Source organism: Micromonospora sp. WMMA1947, from assembly GCF_027497355.1.
In the GTDB taxonomy this organism is placed as follows: Bacteria; Actinomycetota; Actinomycetes; order Mycobacteriales; family Micromonosporaceae; genus Micromonospora.
Genome location: NZ_CP114909.1, coordinates 998,124 through 1,023,525, shown reverse-complemented (window position 1 = coordinate 1,023,525; position 25,402 = coordinate 998,124). Strand labels below are relative to the sequence as shown.

Below are 25,402 nucleotides of genomic sequence, written 5' to 3'. Positions count from 1 at the left end.
CCAGAGCATGTTGCAGTTCGCCTGTTGAGACGATGACGAACGTGTGACAGCTTGCTACGATGCGCCGTCACGCAGGGTGGGTGCCTGTCACGCCTGCTGTTCCTGCCGCACTCCACCAGATGTCCGGATTCGGCACCCGCGTGGGTGTGAGGAATGCCGCAGCGTGTTACTTCTGAAGTAGTATTGATGTCATGTCGATGCCCTTGGAATCGGTGCCGTTCTCCGAGTTGCTGCGCCAGCCCACGGAAACCGCGGAACGACTGGCCCGTACCCGGGCACTGCGGCTGCGTCGCCGGGACGCCGCCGACCTGGTGCTGATGTCCGCCGAACGGGCTGAGGCCGAAGGGGCGGTGGTCGATCTGACCGCGCGGCTGCTGGCCGGCCTGGCGCGGCGAGAGCCGGCCCTGGTCCGGGAGACGCTCCCGACCGTGCTGCCCTGGATGCGGTTTCTCCCGCAGGGGGACGCCGAGCAGATGACCGATGAGTTCATCGCCACGGCCGAGGCCGCAGCCGCTGTCGGCAGCACCGCGGCGGTGTCCCAGCTGCTCGCGGAATGGCGGCACACCGCCGAGGTGCACGCCGATCCCGACCTGCATCGGATCCTGTCCGCGCCCAGCGCCGACGACTTCGGGCCGGTCACGCGCCCGACCGGCGAGTGAGCGCGAAGCGCGGCGACCGCGCTGCCCCGCCACCCCGACCCGGTGGGTACACCCTGCGTTTCGCCACCAATGACGCGGCCAAGGGCTGGGAGGAGCTGTGCCGGCAGGCTGCGTCGAACACCCGCGGCGCGTTCGACGCGATCGAGGCGCACCCGTGCCCGTCTCCGCCGACCAGCCGCCAGCACCCCCTCAAGGGCTCCCTCGCCACCGCGGTGCACAACGGTAGGGCTCTGTCGCAGTGGCAGTACGAGGTCACCGCCGGCGGCCGCATCTGGTACCTGGTCGACGACCAGACCCGAACCTGCTGGATCAAGCACGCCGGAACCGGCCATCCCCGAGCCACCGATTGACAGTGGCGCGTTCGGGCCCTCGTCCCTGAGGGACGAGGGCCCGAGTGGGGCAGTGCTCCGTCTGACTACGCGATGCGGGCCACGCCGACTGGGCAGCTCAGCCCGTTCGGTCCGTGGTTGCAGTAGCCGTTCGGGTTCTTCGTCGGGGCCAGGTACTGCTGGTGGTAGTCCTCGGCGAAGTAGTAGTCGCCGAGCGGGGCGATCTCGGTGGTGATCTCACCCTTGCCGGCCCGGGCCACGATCGGCGCGAACGCGTCCCGCGACGCCTTCGCGACGGCGGCCTGCTCGTCGGTGGTGGTGTAGATCGCCGAGCGGTACTGGGTGCCCACGTCGTTGCCCTGGCGCATGCCCTGGGTCGGGTCGTGGTTCTCCCAGAAGACCTTCAGCAGGTCCTCGTAGGCGATCTTCGACGGGTCGTAGACCACCTGGACCACCTCGGCGTGCCCGGTCATACCCGAGCAGACCTCCTCGTACGTCGGGTTGGTGGTGTACCCGCCCGCGTAACCGGCCGACGTGGTGATCACGCCGGGGAGGGTCCAGAACAGCCGCTCGGCACCCCAGAAGCAGCCCATGCCGAAGACGGCGACCTGCGCGCCCTCGGGGAACGGGCCCTTCAACGTCGACGGCAGCACCTCGTGCCGGTCGGCGATCGGCATCGCGATCGGACGGCCCGGCAGGGCCTGGTCAGGAGAGATCATTTCGGCCTTCATGCGGCGGAGGAACACGGTGGGACTCCTCTCTTGGCTTTCCCAGCGTGTGCAACAGCGTCGCCCCCCGGTTCCTTACCCGCCCACGCCGGTGTCAGGCCAGCGCCGCCGAGATCCGCCCGGCGAACTCCGTCGCCTCGGCGTCGTCGGCGTACCGGGTACGCGGCCAGAAGAAGCCGCGCAGGCCGTCGCCCTTGGTCCGGGGCACCACGTGGGTGTGCAGGTGCGCAACCGACTGGGACACCCGGTTGTTCATCGCCACGAACGTCCCGCCGGAGCCCAGACCGGACTCCACGGCCACGGCGATGCGCTGCACCAGCCGGAAGTAGCCGGGCAGCACGTCGGCCGGCAGGTCGGACAGGGTGACCAGATGGGTGCGGGGCACCACCAGCACGTGTCCCTTGAACACCGGCCGGGTGTCGAGGAACGCGACCCCGTCCGGCTCGTCGGTCACCCGGAAGGCCGGCACCTCGCCCGCCACGATCCCGCAGAACACGCACCCGCTCATCCGCCCACCCTAGGCCCGGCCCGCCCACCCCACCTCCGGGCGAGCGTTGATCATGAGGTTGGCTGCGACAAATCGGACCCCAACCACCGTCAACCTCATGATCGACGAGAAGGCCGGCCGTTGGTCAGGCGCGGTCGAGGTAGGCGTCCCAGTCGTCTTCGGGGATGCCGGTCGGGCCGGTCTCGCCGTTGGCGAGGCGAGCCCGGATGTCCGCCTCCCATCGCAGCGCCCATCCGCGCAACTCGTCGACCTGCTGCTCGGTGAGTCCGTACGAACGGAATGTCCGGCTGTCCCGCTCCGTCACACCACCCAGCCGGTCGGCCAGTTCGTCCAACGAGAAGCCGGCGGTGTGCCGGGCGCCGAGGTGCTCCAGCTCCGACCAGGTGAGCCGCTCTGAGGCTGCGCGGACGTCGATGTAGTCCCGGTGCGCGGCACGGTCGTGCAGCGCCCGGACCTTCAGCCCGACCGCATCCTCGAACGCCAGCACCGGGCCCAGCGCCATGCGGGCGGGCGGCGCGAGCGCCTCTTTGAGCAGGTCGACTTCGCACGAGGAGGTGTCGTCCGAGATCAGCAGGCGAGCCATGCGCGGCGTCGACTCGATGATCCGAGCGGAGAACCCGGCCGCGACGTAGGCGGCGGCGAGGCGATCCGTCACGGCGTCGAGCGGCAGCGCGGCGGCCGTGGCGAAGTCGATGTCCTGGGAGGGTCGGTCGACCAGGTCGTGGGCGCACATGGCATAGCCGCCGGCGAGCATCAACCCCAGGTCGTCACCAGCAGCGAAACCGATCTCCAGCAGGCGACGGTGCAGCGCGTCCATCACCCGGCGACGAGATCGGGCAGTTGCCGCTCCCAGAGCCGGATCACCCGGCGTGCGGTCAAGCGCCGGATACGTGGCCAGTCCTGGCGGAGCAGCCCGGCGTCGACGTACCTGATGATGTCGTCCCGCTGGCCGCAGTCCAGCAGGAGGCAGTAGAGGGTCAGCCGCTCACCGGGGTCACCCACGTCGTAGTCGGCGGGGCCCGACCAGGCGAGGCGCACGGGCAAGCTGACCCGCCCCGACCGCGGGCCGCTCAGGAGACCCAGCGAGGCCGGGATCCGGTCGGCGACGCCGTGCAGGCGAGAGGGGAGCGCCCCGGTCGTACTCACCGGACCAGTATGGCCGACCGCCCCGACACCTTCGCGGTTGTGACTCGCGCCGGGTTGCCGGGAGCGGGACCGGGCGGGGGACTAACGTCTGCGGCATGAGGCACGGCTTCGAGACACTCGCCATCCACGCCGGTCAGGACCCGGAGGCCCGCACCGGTGCGGTGATCCCTCCGATCTACCAGACCAGCACGTACGCCCAGGACGCCGTCGGCGCGCCCCGCGAGGGCTACGAGTACAGCCGCTCCGGCAACCCCACCCGCGACGCGCTCCAGGAGTGCCTGGCCGCGCTGGAGGGCGGCCCGGTGGCGCTCGCCTTCGCCAGCGGCCTGGCCGCCGAGGACACGCTGCTGCGGACCGTCTGCAAGCCGGGCGACCACGTGGTGATCCCGGACGACGCGTACGGCGGGACGTACCGGCTGTTCGCCAAGGTGGCCGAGCGCTGGGGCCTGGCGTACACCCCGGCGAAGGTCTCCGACCCGGACGCCGTGCGGGCGGCGATCCGCCCGGGCACCACCAGGATCGTGTGGGTGGAGACGCCGACCAACCCGCTGCTCGGCATCGCCGACATCGCGGCGCTCGCCGCCGTGGCGCACGACGCCGGGGCGCTGCTGGTGGTCGACAACACGTTCGCCTCGCCGTACCTCCAGCAGCCGATCGCGTTCGGCGCGGACGTCGTGGTCCACTCCACCACCAAGTACGTCGGCGGGCACTCCGACGTGGTCGGCGGCGCGCTGGTCGCGGCGGACCGGGCGCTCGGCGAGGAGCTGCGCTACCACCAGAACGCGATGGGCGCGGTCAACGGCCCGTTCGACGCCTGGCTCACCCTGCGCGGCATCAAGACCCTCGGGGTACGGATGGACCGGCACTGCGACAACGCCGAGCGGATCGCGGCCTACCTGGACGGACACGCCAAGGTCGCCCAGGTCATCTACCCGGGCCTGCCGTCGCACCCCGGCCACGAGGTGGCCGCCAAGCAGATGCGCCGGTTCGGCGGCATGATCTCGTTCCGCGCGGCGGGCGGCGAGGAGCACGCGGTCCAGATCTGCAACCGGGCGCGGTTGTTCGTGCTCGCCGAGTCGCTGGGCGGCGTGGAGTCCCTGATCGAGCACCCGGGCCGGATGACACACGCGAGCGCTGCGGGCTCGCCGCTTGAAGTTCCCGGCGATCTCGTGCGACTGTCTGTCGGCATCGAGACGGTCGACGACCTGCTCGCCGATCTGGAGCAGGCCCTGGGCTGACCGCTGGTTGGGGAGGGTGGCAGTGCCGGACATCTTGCCGACGACCTGGGTCGGGACGACCGCGAAACAGATCGCCCGGGCGGTACGCCGTGGCGACGTCTCCGCCACCCAGGTGGTGGCCGACCACCTGGACCACGTCGCCCGGGTCGACGCCGAGCTGGCCGCGTTCCGCACGGTACGCGGCGGCGAGGCGATCACCGAGGCGGAGAAGGTCGACGAGCAGGAGGAACTGGCGAACCTGCCGCTAGCCGGGGTGCCGGTGGCGGTCAAGGAGAACACGCCGGTGGCCGGCCTGCCCACCTGGAACGGGTCGGCCGCGATGCGTACCGAGGTGGCGGAGGCCGACCACGAGGTGGTCCGGCGGCTGCGCGGCGCGGGCGCTGTCATCCTCGGCGTGACCCGGATGCCGGAGCTGGGCCTGTGGGCCCTCACCGACGACGACACCGGGGTGACCCGCAACCCGTGGGACAAGGCGCGTACCCCGGGTGGCTCCTCCGGCGGCGCGGCCGCCGCGGTGGCCGCCGGGCTGGTGCCGATGGCCCACGGCAACGACGGTCTCGGGTCGATCCGCATCCCGGCGGCCTGTTGCGGCCTGGTCGGGCTCAAGCCCGGCCGGGGCGTGGTGCCCTGCCAGCTCGGCGCGGACGACTGGTTCGGCCTCACCGAGCACGGCATGCTCACCAGCACCGTCGCCGACGCGGCGGTCGGCTTCTCGGTGCTGGCCGGGCGCCGGCCGGACAAGCTGGTCCCGCCGGAGCGGCTGCGGGTGGGTGTCTCGCTGCGCTCGCCGGTGCGCGGCGTCTCGCCGGACGCGCCGAACCGGGACGCGGTCGCCGCCGCCGGCCGGCTGCTCGCCGCCGCCGGGCACGACACCGTGCCCGCCGACCCGGTCTACCCGACCCGGCTCGGCCTCCAGGGCATCGCCACGTGGTTCGCGGCCGCCGCCGCCGACGTGCGCGCCGCCGGGGTGGCCCCGCGCCGGCTCCAGCGACGCAGCCGCCGGCACGTCACGCTCGGCGAGTGGGCACAACGCCGGGGGTACGTGCGGGAGGCCGACCGGGCCGCCTGGCGCGAACGGTCGGTGCACTTCTTCGCGGACAACTCGATCGACCTGCTGCTCACCCCGGCGCTGGCCGGGCCGCCGCCGGAGGCCGCCGGGTGGTCCGGCCGCTCCTGGCTGGCGAACATGTCGACCAACATCAGGTACGCCCCGTACGCGGCGCCGTGGAACATCGCCGGGTTGCCGTCGATCGTGGTGCCGGTCGGCCGCCGCCCGGACGGGCTGCCGGTGGGCGTGCAGTTCGTCGGCCCGCCCGGCTCGGAACTGCTGCTGCTCGGTGTGGCCGGCCAGTTCGAGATGCAGGCGCCCTGGGCACGGCACGCCCCCGGCTATCCCCGCGTCGGAACGGGGTCGCCGGCCACCGCGTGATCGTCTAGCGTGGGCGCACTCCTGTCGCGCACACCATCTCGGACGGTCCCCGATGAACTGCCAGACCTGCGGGGACGCCACGTCCCCGGCGCATGAGGAGTGCCTGCGCTGCGGCACCCGCGTCGGTCAGCCCGCCGTGAGCCCCGGCACGCCCACGTACGGCGTACGCGGGCTGGGCACCGCCGGTTGCGTCGCGGTCGGCACGACAGTGCTGTGCTACCTGCTGACGGCGCTGTTCCCGCTGCTCGGCGCCCGGCTGGCCCGCTCGGCCGCGGAGCAGCTCGACCGGGACGTGCTGCTGGGCGCGGTGCTGGCCGAGGTGCTGTTCTCGCTGCCGTACCTGCTCGCCATCCTGACCGCCGGGACGCTCGTGGTGATCTGGACGTGGCGGGCGCGCAAGAACCTGGACGCCTTCCCGGGCGCGGTGCCGAACCTCGGCCCGGCGTGGGCGATCGCCGGGTGGCTGGTGCCGTTCGCCAACCTCGTCGTACCGGCCCGGGTGCTCGGCGACCTGCTCCGCAACAGTGTGTGGCAGCGCCGCCAGTCGTGGCTGGTCGGGGTGTGGTGGGCGAGCTGGCTGGTGTTCCTGATCGGCGACCGGTTCGTCGCGCGGGCCGAGGAGCAGCGGTACGACCGGCTGACCGAGCTGCCCCGCAACGACGCGGAGTTCGGCACGTACGTGCGTTACTACGAGGAGGCGCTCGCGCCCCGGCTGGTGCCGGCGGTGGCCTGCCTGGTCGCCGGGATCGCGTTCGTCGTGCTGGTTCGCCGGATCTCCGCCGCCCAGCAGGACCGGCTCGCCCGCGCCGTGCCGGTGTGGCCCGGCCAGTCCGCCTGGCCCGGCCAGTCCGCCTGGCCCGGTCAACCGGGCCGGCCCGCGCCCGCCGCGCCGATGCCGGTTGCGCCGACGTCGCCGCAGGTTCCGCCCGCCCCGGGTGGCACGATCGGGGCATGACGGAACTGGTCGGTCTCGCCGACGTACAGGCCGCGCGGGAACTGCTCGCCGGTGTCACCCGTACCACCCCGCTGGAGCCGTCCCGGCCGCTCAGCGCCGCGCTCGGCGGGCCGGTCTGGCTCAAGTGCGAGAACCTTCAGCGCGCCGGGTCGTACAAGGTGCGCGGCGCGTACGTGCGGATCTCCCGGCTCTCGGCCGAGGAGCGGTCCCGCGGCGTGGTCGCGGCGAGCGCCGGCAACCACGCCCAGGGCGTGGCGCTGGCCGCCGGGCTGGTCGGCGCGCACGCCACCGTCTTCATGCCGGTGAACGCGCCGCTGCCGAAGGTCGCCGCCACGAAGGGGTACGGCGCGCAGGTCGAGCTGGTCGGCAACACGGTGGACGAGTCGCTGGTCGCGGCGCAGACCTTCGCCGAGCGGACCGGAGCGGTGTTCATCCACCCGTTCGACCACGCGGACGTCATCGCCGGGCAGGGCACCGTGGCGCTGGAGATCCTCGAACAGTGCCCGGACGTGCGCACCATCGTGACCGGGGTGGGCGGCGGCGGGCTGGTCTCGGGCATGGCGGTGGCGGCCAAGGCGCTGCGTCCCGACGTACGCGTGATCGGGGTCCAGGCGGCGAGCGCCGCCGCCTTCCCGCCCTCGCTGCGGGCCGGCGAGCCGCTGCGGCTGCCCTCGTTCGCGACGATCGCGGACGGGATCGCCGTCGGCCGTCCGGGCGAGCTGACCTTCACCCACGTCCGCAAGCTCGTCGACGACGTCGTCACGGTCTCCGAGGAGGACATCTCGCGGGCGCTGCTGACGCTGCTCGAGCGCGGTAAGCAGGTCGTCGAGCCGGCCGGCGCGGTGGGCGTCGCGGCGCTGCTGGCCGGCGCGGTCGAGGTGGACACGCCGGTGGTCGCGGTGCTCTCCGGGGGCAACATCGACCCGCTGCTCATGCTCCGGGTGATCGAGCACGGCCTGGCGGCGGCCGGCCGGTTCCTGCGGATCACCGTGCGCTGCACGGACCGGCCCGGCCAGCTCGCCTCGATGCTCGGCGAGATCGCCGAGCACCGGGCCAACGTGGTGGACGTGGTGCACCAGCGCGCCAACCCGCACCTGCGCCTCGGCGAGGTGGAGGTGGCCCTGTCCGTCGAGACCCGCGGGGTGGAGCACTCGGACACCCTGATCAGCGCGCTGCGGGCCAGCGGCTACCAGGTGGTCTTCACCGGCGAGGGCTGAGCCCCCGGCGGCACGCGACCGTCACAGCGGAACACGAACGCCCCGGCCGGATGATCCGGTCGGGGCGTTCGGGTGTGCGGCTCGGGTCCGAGGAGGGCCTGTCAGCCTCGGTCGGGTTCGGGACCCGAGCCATCCGGCGCGGGTCCGGAGGGGTCAGCCGCTGTACGGCTCGAAGGAGACGATGGTCACCTTGATATCGGCGCCGCTCGGAGCGGTGTAGGTGCAGGTCTGCCCCGCCTTGCCGCCGAGGATGGCCTTGCCGAGCGCGGACTCGGGGCTGTAGACCGTGAGGTCGGTGGTGGAGGCGATCTCCCGGGAGCCGAGCAGGAACGTCTCGCTGTCGTCGGCGTCGTCGTCGAAGTAGATCTTCACGACCATGCCCGGCGAGACCGCGTCGGTGTCCGGAGCCTCACCGACCTTGGCGGTGCGCAGCAGCTCCTTGAGGTAGAGAATGCGGCCCTCGGCCTTGCCCTGCTCCTCGCGGGCGGCGTGGTAGCCACCGTTCTCCCGCAGGTCGCCCTCCTCGCGCCGGGCGTTGATCTCGGCGGCGATGACCGGCCGGTTGGCGATCAGCTCGTCGAGCTCGGCCTGCAGACGGTCGTAGGCGTCCTGGGACAGCCAGGTGGCGGGCGCCTCGTTTCCATTTGTGGACACAGGCGGTCTCCTCGGTTGGTGCGGACTGGCTGACAGGTGAACTTGCAAGGCTACCAGTGCCGTACGCGTCGAGGTGTGATCAATCACCCCGGGTGCCGGCGACGGGACCGGGGTGCGGTTGCCGGCGGCTCGCCGGCGCTCCGGCTCAGCCGGCCGGCCGGCAGCGCACCACCTCACCGATGAACGGCCGGGCGCTCGTGGGCACCTCCTGGCGGGTCCGGATGTGGCGCTGGCCCGGCTCCGCGGTCACCGTGGTCTCGGCGGTGCCCACCTGGGCGCCGTCGTGCGAGCGGGCCCGCAGCAGACAGGTGGCGGAACCGCCCGGCGGCACGGTGACCCGGAAGTCGACTGTCACGCGGGAGTCGGTGATGTCGGAGTAGCTGATCATCTCGCCCTGGTACTCCGGGTCGCCGTACTGGTAGTAGAGCTTCGCCGCGCCCAGCCCGAGGACGGCGAGCAGGACGGTCACCGTCAGGGCGAGCAGGACAGGCCGGCGGCGACCCGGCTCCCGGCGGCGGCCGTAGCGGCCCGGCGGGAAGACCGGCGCCTCCGCGGCGACTGTGGTGTGCGTCTCGCTCACCGGCGGGTATCTCCTGGCGTTGTTGTCGGCGGCATCGGCAAGAATGGCTAGGTCCATCTTCCCAGCCCGGCGCTGAGTCAAGGATGGCAGGTCGGCCTCGACCGGCGGGCGTGGCCCTGGCCACTCCGGTGGCGGGCTCCCCGGCCGGCCGTCACGGGGGCTTTCGCGGGCGCGGGGGGAGATTCCGGCAGGTCAGCCGCCCGGCCCGGGGGTCGGTCGGCGGGCACAGACGAGGAGTGCCGAAGGTGGCAGAACAGCTACGTCTCATGGCGGTGCACGCCCATCCCGACGACGAGTCGAGCAAGGGCGCCGCCACCATGGCGAAATACGTCGCCGAGGGGGTGGACGTCCTGGTCGTCACCGCCACCGGTGGTGAGCGGGGCAGTGTGCTCAACCCCAAGATGGACCGCCCCGACGTCTGGGCGAACATCGGTGACATCCGGCGGGCCGAGATGGACGCCGCCCGGGCCATCCTCGGCGTCGAGCAGGCGTGGCTCGGTTTCGTCGACTCCGGGCTGCCCGAGGGTGACCCGCTCCCGCCGCTGCCGGAGGGCTGTTTCGCCCTCCAGGACGTGGACGCCGCCGCCGCGCCGCTGGTGCGCCTGATGCGGCAGTTCCGCCCGCACGTCGTCACCACGTACGACGAGGAGGGCGGCTACCCGCACCCCGACCACATCATGACCCACAAGGTCACCGTCGCGGCGTTCGACGCGGCCGGTGACCCGGAGCGCCACCCCGAGCTGGGCGAGCCGTGGCAGCCGCTGAAGCTCTACTACGACGTGGGCTTCTCCCGCGCCAAGATCATGAGCCTGCACGAGGCGGTGCTCGCCGCCGGGCTCGAGTCGCCGTACGGCGAGTGGATGAAGCGCTGGGACGAGCGCCCCGACAAGGGCGCCCGGATCACCACCCGGGTCGAGTGCGCCGACTACTTCCCGGTCCGCGACGACGCGCTGCGCGCGCACGCCACCCAGATCGACCCGGACGGCTTCTGGTTCCAGGTGCCGATGGAGCTGCAGAAGCGCGCCTGGCCGACGGAGGACTTCCAACTCGCCCGGTCGCTGGTCGACAGCCCGCTGCCCGAGTCGGACCTGTTCGCGGGCGTACGTGAGGCGTGCCGTGCCCACTGACCCGGCCGGGGTCTACCCTGGTGCTCAGTCGCACATCGGAGGAACACCATGCTGACCACCGTCGAGGTGCTCGCGCAGAACAACTTCGGTGACACCCGTACGGGTGGTCTGGCCGGTCCGATGGGCCTCTTCCTCATCCTCGCGCTGGCCACCGTCACCGTCCTGCTGATCCGCAACATGAACGCCCGGCTGCGCCGGCTGCCCGACCGCTTCCCGCAGCAGGGCACCCCGGGCCGGGCCGATTCCGCAGTCGTCGATCCGACAGACGGGCTCGTCGAGCAGGATTCACCGACGAACGCCCCCAACGGGTCCCAGCAGCACCGGAACAGCTGAACACCGCGTGAATCACGCCGAAGTCGGTCGTCGCCCCCTGTTGCGACCACCGGCTTTGGCTTAGCCTTCCGCCGGGGGGACCGTCAGGCCCCGGACCCTGCGCGGAAGGGGGACGCCGATGTCGACGACAGCACCGGCCCCCGACCATGCCCCGGCCCGACCCGTCGACGGGGCGGCCCCGTGACCACCGAGCCGGCCGACCGTTCCCCCGACCGGATCGGCCTGCGCGGGACACCGGTGGGCGTCGTCGTTCTCACCGTCGCGGTCGCGCTGACCGGTCTGCTGGCCGCCGCGCTCGGCCTCACCGTCCCGTCGCACCTGCCGGCCGACCACCCGCTGCCCGGTCCGGCGCGGTTCGGCATCGCCGTCGCCGCGTTCGCGGTGGCCCAGCTCGCCCGACTGCGCTTCCGTTCGGCCTCGGGCATGGTGAGCATCACCTGGGGCGAGGCGGCGCTGGTGGTCTGCCTCTGGCTGGTGCCGGCCGGCTGGCTCCCGGCCGCCGCCCTGCTCGGTGTGGGCACCGCCTGGACCGTGATGTCAGTGGTCTCCGACCGCCGTCCGGCGCTGGAACTGGTGGGGATCGCCGGTTCGCTCACCGCCGCCACCGCGCTCGCCGCGGCGGTGGCCACCGCGCTGGGCCCACCGCTGCTCGCCGCGCCCACCCCGGAGCTGGCGCTCACGCTCACCGCCGCCGCGGTGGCGTACCTGCTGACGACCGCCTTCCTGGGCGCCGTCACGCTCGCCCTGCGGCACGGCATCGCCATCGGGCCGCCGCTGCTCGCCGCGTTGCGCGGCAAGCTGCTGATGTTCGTCGGCAACGTGGCGGTCGGTCTGGTGGTCGTCGCGCTGCTCGAACTCGACCCGCGCTGGCTGCTGCTCCTGCCGCCACCGCTGTGGTTGCTCCAGCAGACCTACCGCCACCGGCTCCGCGCCGACCAGGAGCGGCGCACCTGGCGGGCGTTCGCCGAGGCCACCGCCGCGCTCAACCAGCTCGACGAGCGCGGCGTGGCGACCGCCGCGGTGACCGGCGCGCTCACCCTGTTCGGCGCGGAACTGGTCGAGGTCGACGTGGCCCGGGGCGAGGGGCGCTGGCGCCGCTACCGGGCCGATCGCGGCGGACAGGTACGCGACCGGGAGGTGGAACCGTCGGCCGGTGCCGGCGCGGGGGAGCACGAACTGGTGCGACGCCTCGCGGTGGGATCGGCCGAGGTCGGCCGGCTGCGGGTGCGGTTCGCCCGGTCCGCGCCGCCGAGCGCGCGGGAACGCGACGGCGTGGCGGCCTTCGGGGACGCCCTGGCCGCCGCCCTGCACGACGCGGCAACGCACCGGGAGCTGCGCCTGGTCACCGCCCGCTCGTCGTACGACGCGGTGCACGACCAGCTCACCGGCCTGCTCAACCGGTCGGCGCTGCTGGCGAAGGGGGACCAGGCGCTGCGGCAGCGCGCGCACGACCACCCGGTGGCGCTGCTGCTGCTCGACGTGAACCAGTTCAAAGAGGTGAACGACACGCTCGGGCACTCGGCGGGCGACCAGCTGCTGCGGCTCACCTCCAACCGGCTCGCCGCGCTGACCCGGCCGGGCGACCTGCTCGGGCGCCTCGGGGGCGACGAGTTCGCCCTGCTGCTGACCTCGGTGCCGCTGATCGAGGACCGGGTGGCCCCGATGGCGTACGCGCTGCGCCAGGCCCGGGAGGTCGCCGAGCGCCTCGCCGCTCCGACCGAGGTGGCCGGGGTGCGGATGTCCGTCGAGGTGGCGGTGGGGGTGGTGGTCGCCGACGCGGGCGCGGCCGATCTGACCGAGCTGCTGCGGCGCGCCGACATCGCCATGTACCAGGCGAAGGAGGGCGGCGGCAGCGTCGCCGCGTACGACAGCTCCCGCGACGCGGCGAGCACCGACCACCTGGCGCTGCTCGCGGAGATGCGGGAGGCGCTGGCCGCCGACGACCAGCTGGTGCTGGCGTTGCAGCCGGCTGTCGATCTGGCCACCGGCGCGCCGACCGGGGTGGAGGCGCTGATCCGGTGGCGGCATCCGCGCCGGGGCTGGCTCGGGCCGGCCGACTTCATCCGGCCGGTGGAGAACAGCGAGCAGCTCGGCAGCTTCACCCGGTACGTGCTGGACAAGGCGCTGGCGGTGGCTGCCGGCTGGGCGCGGGACGGGCTGGACGTGCCGATCTCGGTGAACCTGTCCGCGCGCAGCCTGCTCGACCCGCGGCTGCCCGCCGAGATCGACGAGGCGCTGCGCCGTCATCAGGTGCCGCCGCACCGGCTGGTTCTGGAGATCACCGAGACGGTGGTGATGAGCGAGCTGGAGGTCATCGACGAGGTGCTGGCCACGCTGCGTGCCATGGGCGTGCAGCTCGCCGTGGACGACTTCGGCACCGGGTTCTCGTCACTGACGTTCCTCACCCGGATCGCTGTCGACGAGCTGAAGGTGGACCGCTCGTTCGTGCTCCGGATGGCCGACTCGCCGGAGGCGGCGGCGATCGTCCGGACCACCGTCGGGCTGGCCCACGAGCTGGGGCTGCGGGTGGTGGCGGAGGGCGTGGAGACCGCCGAACAGCGGACCGCGCTGGCCGAGCTGGGCTGCACCGCCGCCCAGGGTTACCACTTCTTCAAGCCGATGCCCGCCGACAAGATCGCCGCGGTGCTGGGGTCGCTGCGCGACTCCGCCCGGGGCAACGTCTTCCCGTTGCGTGCCGACGGCGCCTCCTGACCGGTCCGTCCGTCGTGGACGGGACAGCGGAGGGAGCCCGACCGGTCCTACGCTGCTGGTACGGCGGGCGCGACAGGCGTCCCCGCTGACGTCCACACGGGGAGGACGATGATGAGACGTTCCTGGAGACGGGTCCTGCTCGCCTCGGCCATGGCGCTGACCACCGGCGCCGCCGGCCTGGTCGTGTCCGCGCCGGCGCAGGCCCGGCCGGCGCAGTCCTGGTCGTTCGCCGTCACCGGCGAGCCGGGTGATCCGATCACCGCCGGCAACTCCTACTCGTACAGCTCCGCCGCACCGACGCCCGGCGACGAGATGAGCGCGTGGGGCGGCGAGCAGCGGCGGTTCGGGATGGAGTTCTGGAGCGACACCGACAACATCTGGCGCCTGGGCATCTCCGCCCCGGCCGGTCAGACGCTGAAGGCGGGTGACACCTACCAGAACGTCAGCCAGCCGGTCTACGGGAGCGACGCGGCCAGCCTGCAGCTCTACAACGGCGGTTGGGGACGCTCCTGCGCGCAGAGCACCGGCTCGTTCACGGTCCTGCACGCCGACTGGGGGCCGTTCGACTACGTCGAGCGCTTCGACGCCACCTTCGAGATCCGGTGTGAGGGCGCGGCCGGCGGCCTGCGCGGCGAGATCCACATCGGGAACCCGCCTCCGCTGCCGGCACTCGACGTCACGCTGACCGTCGACCCGGTGGCGACGGTGGACAACAAGGGCGTCGCCACCGTCCGCGGGTCGATCACCTGCACCCGGGCGGACTCCTTCTCCATCGCGGGCGAGTTGGTCCAGGAGCAGAAGAAGGCGGGCATGGTGCGTGGCTCCTTCTCACCCCACATCCCGTGCGTGCCGGGCCAGGTGGTGCCGTGGTCGGCCACCACCTACCCGGCCGACGTCAAGTTCCAGCGCGGCACCGCCCAGTCGGTCAGCGAGATCCTGGTCCGCGACTTCGAGTACTGGAACGAGTTCACCGTGCGGGACACCTCGACGCTCACCCTGACCCGTTGAGGCGCCGGCCGGGCCGGGGCGGCGGTTCCCGGCCCGGCCGCCGCACTCGCGCCGCACCTGCCGCGCGTGCTCGCTAAGGTCGGGTGGTGAACCGACTCGCCAATGCCACGTCGCCCTATCTGCTCCAGCACGCCGACAACCCGGTCGACTGGTGGCCCTGGTGCGACGAGGCGTTCGCCGAGGCGAAGCGGCGCGACGTGCCGGTGCTGATCTCGGTGGGTTACTCGGCGTGTCACTGGTGTCACGTCATGGCACACGAGTCGTTCGAGAACGAGGCAGTGGCCCGGTTGATGAACGACGACTTCGTCTGCGTGAAGGTCGACCGCGAGGAGCGACCCGACGTGGACGCGGTCTACATGACCGCCACCCAGGCCATGACCGGGCAGGGCGGCTGGCCGATGACCGTGTTCGCCACGCCGGACGGCACCCCGTTCTTCTGCGGCACGTACTTCCCGCGGGCCAACTTCATCCGCCTGCTCGGCTCGGTCGCCACCGCCTGGCGCGACCAGCGCGAGGCGGTGCTGCGGCAGGGCACCGCCGTGGTCGAGGCGATCGGCGGCGCGCAGGCCGTCGGCGGCGTCACCGCGCCGCTCACCGCCGACCTGCTCGACGCCGCCGCGAGTCAGCTCGCCCGGGAGTACGACGAGACGAACGGCGGTTTCGGCGGCGCGCCGAAGTTCCCGCCGCACATGAACCTGCTCTTCCTGCTCCGGCACCACCAGCGCACCGGCTCGGCGCGCAGCCTGGAGATCGTCCGGCACACCTGCGAGGCGATGGCCCGCGGCGGTCTCAACGACCAGCTCGCCGGTGGGTTCGCCCGCTACTCGGTGGACGGCCACTGGACCGTGCCGCACTTCGAGAAGATGCTCTACGACAACGCGCTGCTGCTGCGCGTCTACACCCAGCTCTGGCGGCTGACCGGCGACCGGCTGGCCCGCCGGGTGGCCCGGGACACCGCGCGGTTCCTCGCCGACGAGCTGCACCGCGCCGGGGAGGGCTTCGCCTCCGCGCTCGACGCGGACACCGAGGGCGTCGAGGGGCTCACCTACGTCTGGACGCCCGACCAGCTCGTCGAGGTGCTGGGGCCCGACGACGGCCGGTTCGCCGCGGACCTGTTCGGCGTCACCGCCGACGGCACGTTCGAGCACGGCGCCAGCGTGCTGCGGCTGGCGCGGGACGTCGACGACGCCGACCCGGCGGTGCGGGCCCGCTGGCAGGACGTGGTGGGCCGGCTGCTGGCCGCCCGCGACACCCGGCCCCAGCCGGCCCGCGACGACAAGGTGGTGGCCGCCTGGAACGGGCTCGCGATCACCGCCGTCGCGGAGTTCCAGCAGGTCGCCACGCTCCTCGTGTCGCCCGACGACGAGGACGCGAACCTGATGGACGGCGTACTGATCGTCTCCGACGGTGCGATGCGGGAGGCCGCCGAGCATCTGGCCACCGTGCATCTCGTGGACGGCCGGCTGCGGCGGGTCTCCCGGGACAAGGTCGTGGGCGAGCCGGCCGGGGTGCTGGAGGACTACGGCTGCGTCGCCGAGGCGTTCTGCGCGATGCACCAGCTCACCGGCGAGGGGCGGTGGCTGGTACTGGCCGGTGAGCTGCTCGACGTGGCGCTGGCCCGGTTCGCCGGCCCGGACGGCGCGTTCTACGACACCGCCGACGACGCCGAGCGCCTGGTCACCCGGCCCGCCGACCCGACCGACAACGCGACCCCGTCGGGCCGCTCGGCGATCGTCGCGGCGCTGGTGGCGTACGCGGCGCTGACCGGCGAGACCCGGTACCGGGAGGCGGCCGAGAAGACGCTGACGACGGTCGCCCCGATCGTCGACCGGCACGCCCGGTTCACCGGGTACGCGGCCACCGTCGGCGAGGCGCTGCTGTCCGGGCCGTACGAGATCGCGGTGGCGACCGGCGACCCGGAGGGCGACCCGCTGGTGGCCGCCGCCCGGCGGCACGCCCCGCCCGGCGCGGTGGTGGTGGCCGGCGCCCCGGACCAGCCCGGTGTGCCACTGCTGGCCGGGCGGCCGTTCGTCGACGGTAAGCCCGCCGCGTACGTCTGCCGGGGCTTCGTCTGCCAGCGGCCGGTGACCGGCGTCGAGGAGCTGGTCGCGCAGCTCGGCTGAGCGGAACGGGCCGGGCCGCCCTCGCGGTCCGGCCCGCCACCGGCCCTTATAGGCTGGCGGCGCTATGGACTCCCGTACCGGTCTCCCCGTCGTGGGCATGGTGGGTGGCGGCCAGCTCGCCCGGATGACCCACCAGGCCGCAATCGCTCTCGGCCAGTCGCTGCGCGTGCTGGCGCAAGCCCCGGACGACGGCGCGGCGCTGGTCGCCGCCGACGTCCAGTACGGCGACCACACCGACCTGGCCGCGCTGCGGACGTTCGCCAAGGGGTGCGACGTGGTCACCTTCGACCACGAGCACGTGCCGAACGAGCACATCCGTGCCCTGACCGACGAGGGCGTGAAGCTGTTCCCGCCGGCCGAGGCGCTGGTGCACGCGCAGGACAAGCGGGTGATGCGGGAACGGCTCGGCGAGCTGGGCGCGCCGAACCCGGCCTGGCGTCGGGTGGAGTCCCCGGCCGACCTGATCGCCTTCGGCGAGGAGACCGGCTGGCCGGTGGTGCTCAAGGCCGCCCGGGGCGGCTACGACGGCCGCGGGGTCTGGATGGTCGACGACGCCGGCCAGGCCGGTGCGCTGGCCGCCACGCTGCTCGCCGGTGGCACGCCGCTGCTGGTCGAGGAGCGGGTGGCGCTGCGCCGGGAGCTGGCCGTGCAGGTGGCCCGGTCGCCGTTCGGGCAGGTCGCCGCGTACCCGGTGGTGGAGACGGTGCAGCGCGACGGCATCTGCGTCGAGGTGCTGGCGCCCGCGCCCGACCTGCCGGAGGAGCAGGCCGTCGCCGCGCAGCAGCTCGCCATCGACCTGGCGACCGCGCTCGGCGTGGTCGGCCTGCTCGCGGTGGAGCTGTTCGACACGCCGTCCGGGCTGGTCGTGAACGAGCTGGCGATGCGGCCGCACAACTCCGGGCACTGGACCATCGAGGGGGCCCGGACCTCGCAGTTCGAGCAGCACCTGCGGGCGGTGCTCGACTACCCGATGGGGGACACCTCGCTGACCGCGCCGGTCGTGGTGATGGCGAACGTGCTCGGCGGCGAGCCGGGCGGCATCTCCATCGACGAGCGGCTGCACCACCTGTTCGCCGCCGAGCCCGGTGCCAAGGTCCACCTGTACGGCAAGCAGGTCCGCCCGGGCCGCAAGATCGGGCACGTCACGGTGCTCGGCAACGACCTTGACGACGTACGGGCCCGGGCCGCGCGTGCCGCCCGCTGGCTCCAGGAGGGGCAGGCATGAGCACCGTCGGGCTGATCATGGGTAGTGACTCGGACTGGCCGGTCATGCGGGCCGCCGCCGAGGCGTTGGACGAGTTCGGCGTGCCGTACGAGGTGGGCGTCGTCTCGGCGCACCGCACCCCGGTCAAGATGATCGAGTACGGCCGGGCCGCCGCGGACCGCGGCATCCAGGTGATCATCGCGGGCGCGGGCGGGGCGGCCCACCTGCCCGGCATGGTCGCCTCGGTCACCCCGCTGCCGGTGATCGGCGTTCCGGTGCCGTTGAAGTACCTGGACGGCATGGATTCGCTGCTGTCCATCGTGCAGATGCCGGCCGGCGTCCCGGTCGCCACCGTCTCGATCGGCAACGCCCGCAACGCCGGCCTGCTCGCGGTACGCATCCTGGGCGCCGCCGACCCGGCGCTGCGCGACCGGATGGCGGCCTACCAGGCGAGCCTGGAGGACCTGGTCGCGGAGAAGGACGCCGCGCTGCGCGCCTCCCTGATCTGACCACCCGTCACTCTTCGTGTTGGAGCCTGGCTGGTTGCGCTGCGTGACCGATGGCGAGCACGTGTTGATGCCTTCCGCCGCCTTTGCTCTGCAGCCATCGACGCAGCACGGCTCCGACCTGCGGCGCGGCATTTCGACGCCGACAGCTCGGCGACGGCAATCATCACGTAGGGTAACTGCTGCGTCGGTGGGTGCAGAGCAAAGGCGATGGGGGAATAACCCCGCCGCACCCTGCCGACACGGAGTGTGACCGGGTCAAGCGCGGTCGCGCAGGGTGTCGCGGACCCGGGCGCGCGCCGGCCAGGCGAACCAGTCACAGCCAGGCGGGTCGCAGCCCGGACCAGCCGCAGCCCGGGCCGGACGGCTCACCGCATGCCGCGTAGCGCGGTCTGCAGGCGCTCCTGGGCGCGGCGACGCCGCTCGTTGCTCGCGCCCAGCGCCAGCAGGACGATGCCGACCGGGATCAGCACCAGCCACGGGCCCAGGCTGAACAACGCGTGCACGGCCGCGATCGCGGTCACGGTCGCCCCGACGATCACCGGCGCCTGCTGCCGGCTGGTCGAGCCGAAGATCAGCACCGCGACGGCGCCGAGCAGCAGCAGCACCTGCCGCAGCATGCTCGATTCGGTCGCGATCACGATCGCCAGCGTGGGCAGGAACGCGGTGACCAGCGCCGGCCCGTACGCCACCCAGCTCGACAGGTCGGGCCGGTGCCGCAGTTGCAGGACACCGACCAGCAGGGCCAGCGCGGCGAACGGCAGCGTGTACGCCTCCGGCAGCGCCACGTCGGCCACCCGCATCAGGATCCACCAGGCGCTGATCTCGCAGGCCACCACGGCCCAGAACAGCAGGTTGCGCTCCATCGGCCGCCGTCCCGGGCGGCTCGCCGCCACCCCGAGGACCGCGCCCCAGGCGGCCAGCAGCGCGGCGATGTGCCGGGGCGAGTCGTACGCCAGCGCCAGCGCGATGAGCGCCGCGCCGTAGCCGCTCCACTCGACGGTGGCCGCCTCCCGGTACGCCTCCGGGCGGCGCAGCCGGGGCAGCGTGGCGGCGAACACCTGCAACGCCGCACCGACCGCGAGCACCCCGAACGCGGACCAGACCGCCGCCAGCCCGGACTTCAGGCCGATCGTGAGCACGAACAGCTGCGCCATCACCGAGCCGAACAACCAGCCCAGGATGCGCGCCCGCTGGGTGGTGCCGAACAGCGCGGCGACAATGCCCACGCCGACCGCCCCGCCGAGCGTGAACACGGTCAGGTCGCTCGTGGCGAGGCTGCCGGCCAGCCCCGCGCCACCGGCGGTCAGCCCCAGCGCGAAGACCAGCACCCGGGCCACCCGGATCGACCGGCCCGGCTCGGCGATGGCCGGTGGCGGGGTCAGCGCCAGCCCGAGCATCGAGATGGTGAACACCGCCAGCGCGGCCAGCGCGGTCACCGGCCAGCCCCTGCCGAGCGCCACCGGCGTGATCAGCAGCGTGATCGCCGCTCCGGGCAGGATCACCGGCACCGCGCGGGACCGCCGGCCGCCGCTGAACCCGGTGGCGGCGAGCGCCGCTGTCACTGTCAGCAGCAGCGCGGTGAGCACGTGCGTGGGGTTCACCGCCTCCGGCGGCGGGGTCAGCAACTCCGGCGGCGGACCCTGCCACACCCGGCGCAGCACCGCGAACGGCGAGAACAGCGCCACCACGAGCGTCGGCGCCAGGGTGGCCAGCGCCAGCGCGGTGGGCAGCGCGGCGGCGGCGAGCGCACCGGCGGCCGGGCTGACCCGCCAGCGCAGCTCGGGATCGTCCGGGGCGCGGCGCAGCGCACCGTTGAGCAGCACCGTCCAGCGGCGTACCGGCCGGCCCGAACCAGCGGGCGGGACGGTGGCGGCCCGGATCAGCTCGGCGAGCACACCGAGCAGCGCGGCGGCCGCGGCGAACACGCCCGCCGGCAGGCCGACCGCGAGCGCGGCGGCGGCGGTGACGGTGGCCGCGCCGACCACCGCCACGCTGACGTACGGAAGATACTGCGGCACCTGCCGGCGTACCGCGGCGATCGCGGCCAGGCCGATGCTGGCGGCGGCGAGCGCGGCGGTCAGCACCACCTGCGGCGGACGGCCGTACTCGACTGCCAGCGCGGCCACGGCGCCGGGCAGCGCGAGCACCGCGGCTCCGGCACCCGCGCCGCCCACCTGCACCAGGTGCGGCGGCATGCCCTCGGTGCGGACATCGTCGACGAGCGACGGCGCGACCGTACGTGCCACGGCGGCCACCGTGGCGCCGATCAGTGCGATGCTGCCCAGCGCCAGCGCTGTGGTCCACGGCCGCACCAGACCGGCCCCGGCCGCGTGCAACGCCACCACCCCGGCCACAGTGGCCCGGGACAGCGCGGCCCGGGGATCGACAGCGGCCGCGGCCGCCATGCCGTAGACGGTGGCGACCATGCAACCGACCAGCACCGGTGACCACCAGGGCAGGTCGAACGCGGCCGGGGCGCCCACCGTGGCGAGCACGGCGGCCAGACCGGAGACGTCGTGCTTCCACGGTGGCGGCAGCAGGATGGCCGCTGTCACCCCCAGCAGCGCCAGCGCCACCGGAGCCTGCCAGGTCGACCCGCCGGTTGGCGCGGCCGGCCAGCCGGTCAGGTCACCGGCCCAGATCGGCCCGGGGGTGGCGAGCACGCCCAGCCCGCCACGCAGGGCACTCCAGGCGGCGATCAGGCCGATCAGCGTGCCACCGGCGGCGATGCCGAGAATCGGCCCGCGCCGCCACTCCTCCGGGAGCGCCCGGGCGGCCACCGCCACCAGCAGCACCAGCGCGGAGGCCACCACGAGTTGGCCGCCGGGAGCGAGCACCGCGGCGATCCGGGCCAGCGTCGCGACGAGCGCCACGGTGGTGGCGGCGAGCGCCAGGTCGGAACCGTCCAGCGACATGTCGGCACGCCGCCCGGCGTCGATGCGCGGGGCGAGCGCCAGCAGCGCGGCGGCGACCAGGAGCAGACTGCCCACCCACGCGTCGGCCGAGGTCGCGCCCGGCGCGCCGAACGCGGCGGCGGCGACGCCCACCGCGCCGAGCACCGTACCCAGCGCGTGCGGCATGCTCAGATGCCGCTGCGCCACCTGCACCAGCGCGGCGTAGCCGAGCGTGACGCAGACGGCGAGGAAGCTCGCCGCGAGGATCGGCACGGTGATCTCGCGCAGGTTCGCCGGTGTGGCGACAGGCGGCGTCGGCACCGTGGCGGCGACGAACGCGGCGACGGCGCCGGGCAGGGCGAACGCCGCGCCGCCCGCGGCCCAGGCGCAGACCGTGTCCGTCGCGGCCGGGGCGAGCCGGACCCGCGGCGCGAGGGACACCAGCGCCCCGGCCAGGAACAGCACCGTCAGCGCGGCGGCGGTGAGGGCCGGGCGGGCGAGCGCCGCGCCGGCGCCGACCAGGCCGAGCCCGGTCGCTGTCACCGCGTGCGCCACCGCCGCCCGTTCGGTGCGTGCGGTCAGCCCGAGCACGCCGATCGCGACCGCGGTGAGCAGCATCGGCCAGCAGGCCGCCGCCCAGCCCAGACCGAGCGACGCGGGTACGGCGAGCGCGGTGAGCGCCGCGCCGACCACAGCGAACTCGCGCCGGATCTCGGCGGGCAGCGCGATCACGGCGGCGACGGTCAGCAGCAGCGCGCTGGCCGCGAGCTGCCAGCCGGTCGGTCCGACGGCCTGGGCCAGTTCGGCGTGCCATCCGGTCAGGTCCGCCGACCAGGCGGGCAGCGAGGCCCGGACCGGGGCCAGCCCGGCGCGCAGCGCGCCACCGGCGACCACGAGGCCGCAGACCGTGAGCGCCACCGCGGAGGCGATCTGCGGACCACGCCGGGCCGTCTCCGGTACGGCCCGGACGGCGAGCCCGGTCAGCGCGATGACGGCGGAGATGAGCAGCAGGGACCGGCCGGGCAGGGCCACCGAGGCGACCCGGCCGAGCGCGCCGATGACGGCGAGCGTGAGGATGCCGGCGCCGACGTCCGGCAGCGGCGGCCGGCGCAGCACGAGCGTCCCGGCCAGCGCGACGAGGGCGGCGAGCAGCAGCGCCGTGCCCGCGGCGGCGGCCGGCGGCACCGTGGTGGCACGCAGCAGGCCGGTGACCGCGTACGCCAGCGCGACAGCGACCGCCACGGCGTGCAGCAGCCAGGTCAGCTCGGGCAGCCAGGGCACCGGCCGGGCGGTGGCGGCCGGACCCGGTGGCGTCTCGCCGCCCAGCACCTCGGCGGATTCCTCCGGCGCCGACTCGGGCCGGTCCTCGTCGGCGCGCTGCCGGGGCGGAACGGGCGTCGCCGGCTCGGTGGCGGGCAGGTCACGCCGGACCGGCCGCTCGCGTACCACAGCCGATCGGGCGAGCATCAGGTCGAGCACCGCCACCACTGTGAGCACCAGCGCCCAGCCGACCGGCCCGGTGATCCGCTCGTACGCCAGCAGGGGCAGCACCGGCTGCGCGGCCAGCACCGTGGCGAAGCGGGGTGCCCGCAGACCCGTCCCGTACGCGTACCCGAGCGCGACGAGCGTGGTGACCAGGAAGATCGTCCCGGCGAAGGCGGCACCCGAGCCGCTGCCGCCGATCCGGTCGACGGCCCAGAGCGCGTACCCGGCCAACGGCACCAGCAGCAACCCGACCGCGGCGATGGTCTCGGCGGTGGAGGTGAGGCCGCGCCGGGCCAGCACCGGCGGGGCGAGCAGCATCAGCGCCGTCGCCACCAGCAGCACGCCGAGGCGGGCCAGTGCGTCCATCGAACTGGTGGCCACCGCGGCGAAGACCACGGCGGCGACGCCGAGCAGGAGCGCGCCGAGCCCGAGCGGGATGTTCTGCACCTCGCGCGAGGACGCCTCGGGCGGGTGCTCCGGGTCGTCCGCGTCGAGCCAGCGCGGGCGGCCGCGCGGCGGCGACGGGGGCAGGTCCTCCGGGCCGGGCGGCGGGGTGCCCTGGCGGGGCACCCGGGGCGGGGCGCCGGTGGCGGCGGTGGGCGGGCGGCGGCCGGCCCGGCGGCGCAGGACCCGGCGCGGCCGGGTGGCCTGCCGGATCCGTTCCTCACCGGCGTGCGCGAGGATGTCCCGCTGGAAGAGGGCGGCCTGCATCTTGGCCGCGATCTGCCGCTGCTCCCGGGCGATCTCGGCGTCGCGGGCCTTCATCTCGGCGATGGAACGCTCGATGTCGGCCAGGTGCTCGGCCCACTGGGGCTGGTGCGCGCCGCAGTGCGGGCAGACGACGGCGGGCTTGATGTCCTGCCCGCACGAGGCGCACCTGAAGCTCTCCACGACAGTCTCCCGTCCGCCCGTGCCCCCGCACTGTGGACCTCCCAGAGGCAGCATGCCTTGAGTGGGCCGGGATTTCGACAGTTGCCGCCGCGTTCCGGACAACAAAAACGGACCGGCCGCCGGGAGACGTTCCCCAGCGGCCGGTCCGCACGGTCAGCGGATCAGGGGCGGCCCATCCCGCGGTACTCCCAGCCGGCCTGCGTCCACAATGTGGAGTCGAGGCAGTTGCGCCCGTCGACCACCTTGCGACCGTTGGCCAGCTCGCCCAGGGCGACCGGGTCGGCGTTGCGGAACTCGGCCCACTCGGTGAGCACGCAGACCAGGTCGGCGCCGCGGACGGCGTCGTTCATACTCTCCTCGTACGTCAGCTCGGGCACCGCCCGGCGCGCGTTCTCGATGCCCTGCGGGTCGAACACGTGCACGTCGGCGCCGGCCTTGCCGAGCAGCGAGGCGACCGCGAGCGCCGGCGCGTCGCGTACGTCATCGGTGTTGGGTTTGAACGTGGCGCCGAGCACCGCGACCCGGGTGCCGGACAGGTCCGGCCCGGCCGGGCCGGACCGGCGGCCGAGCAGCTCGGCGGCGAGCTGCACGACGCGGCTGCGGCGGCGCTGGTTGATCAGGTCGACCTCGTGCAGGAAGCGCAGCGCCTCACCGGCGCCCAGTTCCTGCGCACGGGCCTGGAAGGCGCGGATGTCCTTGGGCAGGCAGGCGCCGCCGAATCCGAGCCCGGCCTGGAGGAAGCGGTTGCCGATACGCGGGTCGTAGCCGATCGAGCGGGCGAGCTGGGTGACGTCGCCCCCGGCCGCCTCGCAGACCTCGGCCATCGCGTTGATGAAGGAAATCTTGGTGGCGAGGAACGCGTTCGCGGCCACCTTGACCAGCTCGGCGGTCGCGAAGTCGGTGACCACCAGCGGCACCTCGCGGTCCTCGGTGGCGGCCAGGTCGAAGACGCCCTTGTGGGCGGCGAACAGCATGCCGTTGGCCCACTCGCTCTTGACGCCGACCACGATCCGGTTCGGACGCAGCACGTCGTCGACGGCGAAGCCCTCCTGGAGGAACTCGGGGCTCCACGCCACCTCGACGCCGAGGTCGGCCGGGGTGTGCTTGCCGACGAGCTGCTCCACCCACTCGGCGGTGCCCACCGGCACGGTGGACTTGCCGACGATCAGCGCCTTGCGGGTCAGGTGCTGGGCGAGGCTGGTCACCGACGCCTCGACGTACGACAGGTCGGCGCCCATGCCGTCGGCCCGCTGCGGGGTGCCGACGCAGATGAAGTGGACGTCGCCGAAGTCGGCGGTCTCCTGGATGTCGGTGCTGAACCGCAGCCGGCCGGCGGCCAGGTTGCGTCGCAGCAGCTCGTCGAGGCCGGGCTCGTGGATCGGCACCTCGCCGGCGTTCAGCTTCGCGATCTTGTCCGCGTCCACGTCGAAGCCGAGCACCTCGTAGCCCAGCTCCGCGTAGCAGATGGCGTAGGTCGCACCGAGGTAGCCGGTGCCGAGGAAGGTCACCCTCGGGCGGGCGGCGCCGGACGGCGGGGTCACCGCGGCGATGGCCGGCATCGGCTGGGTGTTCGGGTACGGAATCGTCACGCCTGTCTTCTCCGCTCGCACTGGCGGCGCTTCCACGCGTCGCATTCTGCTGGGGCGCCGAGGCCGGGCACCGAGGGAACTGGA

General features: G+C 73.8%; 21 protein-coding genes. 13 read left to right on the top strand and 8 right to left on the bottom strand.

Annotated features, from left to right (window positions below; all coding sequences use genetic code 11):
* The first annotated feature begins 191 nt into the window (after positions 1-191).
* Positions 192-659 carry a hypothetical protein gene (locus O7604_RS04845; RefSeq protein WP_269702130.1) on the top strand — a complete coding sequence of 156 codons (468 nt, stop codon included), beginning with the start codon at positions 192-194 and terminating at the stop codon, positions 657-659.
* On the top strand, positions 656-1,009 hold the full coding sequence (locus O7604_RS04840; protein ID WP_281578990.1) for a hypothetical protein: 354 nt from the start codon (positions 656-658) through the stop codon (positions 1,007-1,009). Before O7604_RS04845 ends, O7604_RS04840 begins: the two co-directional genes overlap by 4 nt.
* 65 nt (positions 1,010-1,074) lie before the next feature.
* Here the strand turns inward: O7604_RS04840 and msrA are convergent, their stop codons facing one another.
* From msrA to O7604_RS04820, 4 genes are all read right to left on the bottom strand, one after another.
* Positions 1,075-1,734, bottom strand: a complete 660-nt coding sequence (gene msrA, locus O7604_RS04835) for a peptide-methionine (S)-S-oxide reductase MsrA (RefSeq protein ID WP_281578989.1) — start codon at positions 1,732-1,734, stop codon at positions 1,075-1,077.
* 76 nt (positions 1,735-1,810) lie between these two features.
* On the bottom strand, positions 1,811-2,224 hold the full coding sequence (locus tag O7604_RS04830) for an HIT family protein (RefSeq protein ID WP_269702127.1): 414 nt from the start codon (positions 2,222-2,224) through the stop codon (positions 1,811-1,813).
* 124 nt (positions 2,225-2,348) lie between these two features.
* Positions 2,349-3,041, bottom strand: a complete 693-nt coding sequence (locus tag O7604_RS04825; RefSeq protein WP_281579918.1) for a nucleotidyl transferase AbiEii/AbiGii toxin family protein — start codon at positions 3,039-3,041, stop codon at positions 2,349-2,351.
* On the bottom strand, positions 3,041-3,370 hold the full coding sequence (locus O7604_RS04820; RefSeq protein ID WP_269702126.1) for a hypothetical protein: 330 nt from the start codon (positions 3,368-3,370) through the stop codon (positions 3,041-3,043). The genes O7604_RS04825 and O7604_RS04820 overlap by 1 nt, the downstream gene beginning before the upstream one ends.
* A 95-nt stretch (positions 3,371-3,465) precedes the next feature.
* Between O7604_RS04820 and O7604_RS04815 the strand changes: the two genes are divergently transcribed.
* The 4 genes from O7604_RS04815 to ilvA are packed head-to-tail and all read left to right on the top strand — an operon-like array spanning position 3,466 to position 8,209.
* Positions 3,466-4,608 (top strand): cystathionine gamma-synthase, encoded by a 1,143-nt coding sequence (locus tag O7604_RS04815; RefSeq protein WP_281578988.1) that lies wholly within the window; start codon positions 3,466-3,468, stop codon positions 4,606-4,608.
* Positions 4,609-4,624: 16 nt separating this feature from the next.
* Positions 4,625-6,037 (top strand): amidase, encoded by a 1,413-nt coding sequence (locus tag O7604_RS04810; RefSeq protein WP_281578987.1) that lies wholly within the window; start codon positions 4,625-4,627, stop codon positions 6,035-6,037.
* 52 nt (positions 6,038-6,089) lie between these two features.
* Positions 6,090-6,992, top strand: a complete 903-nt coding sequence (locus O7604_RS04805; protein ID WP_281578986.1) for a DUF4328 domain-containing protein — start codon at positions 6,090-6,092, stop codon at positions 6,990-6,992.
* Positions 6,989-8,209, top strand: a complete 1,221-nt coding sequence (gene ilvA, locus O7604_RS04800; RefSeq protein WP_269702122.1) for a threonine ammonia-lyase — start codon at positions 6,989-6,991, stop codon at positions 8,207-8,209. The genes O7604_RS04805 and ilvA overlap by 4 nt, the downstream gene beginning before the upstream one ends.
* A gap of 153 nt (positions 8,210-8,362) precedes the next feature.
* Here the strand turns inward: ilvA and greA are convergent, their stop codons facing one another.
* Together greA and O7604_RS04790 are read right to left on the bottom strand one after the other, a co-directional pair.
* Positions 8,363-8,863 carry a transcription elongation factor GreA gene (gene greA / locus O7604_RS04795; RefSeq protein WP_013284133.1) on the bottom strand — a complete coding sequence of 167 codons (501 nt, stop codon included), beginning with the start codon at positions 8,861-8,863 and terminating at the stop codon, positions 8,363-8,365.
* Between the two features lie 145 nt (positions 8,864-9,008).
* Positions 9,009-9,443, bottom strand: a complete 435-nt coding sequence (locus tag O7604_RS04790; protein WP_281578985.1) for a DUF4307 domain-containing protein — start codon at positions 9,441-9,443, stop codon at positions 9,009-9,011.
* 245 nt (positions 9,444-9,688) lie between these two features.
* On the opposite strand from O7604_RS04790, the gene mca reads away from it, so the two are divergent.
* From mca to purE, 7 genes are all read left to right on the top strand, one after another.
* Positions 9,689-10,570 carry a mycothiol conjugate amidase Mca gene (gene mca / locus O7604_RS04785; RefSeq protein ID WP_269702120.1) on the top strand — a complete coding sequence of 294 codons (882 nt, stop codon included), beginning with the start codon at positions 9,689-9,691 and terminating at the stop codon, positions 10,568-10,570.
* Between the two features lie 48 nt (positions 10,571-10,618).
* Positions 10,619-10,903, top strand: coding sequence for a hypothetical protein (locus O7604_RS04780; RefSeq protein ID WP_269702119.1), 285 nt, complete (start codon positions 10,619-10,621; stop codon positions 10,901-10,903).
* 216 nt (positions 10,904-11,119) lie between these two features.
* On the top strand, positions 11,120-13,615 hold the full coding sequence (locus O7604_RS04775; protein ID WP_281579917.1) for a bifunctional diguanylate cyclase/phosphodiesterase: 2,496 nt from the start codon (positions 11,120-11,122) through the stop codon (positions 13,613-13,615).
* A gap of 111 nt (positions 13,616-13,726) precedes the next feature.
* The gene (locus O7604_RS04770) at positions 13,727-14,623 is read left to right on the top strand and encodes a hypothetical protein (protein ID WP_269702118.1); all 897 of its coding nucleotides are present in this window, start codon (positions 13,727-13,729) and stop codon (positions 14,621-14,623) included.
* An 86-nt stretch (positions 14,624-14,709) separates the two neighbouring features.
* Positions 14,710-16,746: a thioredoxin domain-containing protein gene (locus tag O7604_RS04765; protein ID WP_281578984.1), complete on the top strand. Its 2,037-nt coding sequence runs from the start codon at positions 14,710-14,712 to the stop codon at positions 16,744-16,746.
* Between the two features lie 64 nt (positions 16,747-16,810).
* Entirely contained in the window at positions 16,811-17,971 is a 1,161-nt protein-coding gene (locus O7604_RS04760) for a 5-(carboxyamino)imidazole ribonucleotide synthase (RefSeq protein ID WP_281578983.1), read from the top strand.
* The gene (gene purE, locus O7604_RS04755; RefSeq protein WP_281578982.1) at positions 17,968-18,459 is read left to right on the top strand and encodes a 5-(carboxyamino)imidazole ribonucleotide mutase; all 492 of its coding nucleotides are present in this window, start codon (positions 17,968-17,970) and stop codon (positions 18,457-18,459) included. Before O7604_RS04760 ends, purE begins: the two co-directional genes overlap by 4 nt.
* Positions 18,460-18,824: 365 nt before the next feature.
* Here the strand turns inward: purE and O7604_RS04750 are convergent, their stop codons facing one another.
* Together O7604_RS04750 and O7604_RS04745 are read right to left on the bottom strand one after the other, a co-directional pair.
* Positions 18,825-23,729: a permease gene (locus O7604_RS04750; RefSeq protein ID WP_281578981.1), complete on the bottom strand. Its 4,905-nt coding sequence runs from the start codon at positions 23,727-23,729 to the stop codon at positions 18,825-18,827.
* Positions 23,730-23,890: 161 nt separating this feature from the next.
* Positions 23,891-25,318: a UDP-glucose/GDP-mannose dehydrogenase family protein gene (locus O7604_RS04745; protein WP_269702101.1), complete on the bottom strand. Its 1,428-nt coding sequence runs from the start codon at positions 25,316-25,318 to the stop codon at positions 23,891-23,893.
* Between the last annotated feature and the right edge of the window lie 84 nt (positions 25,319-25,402).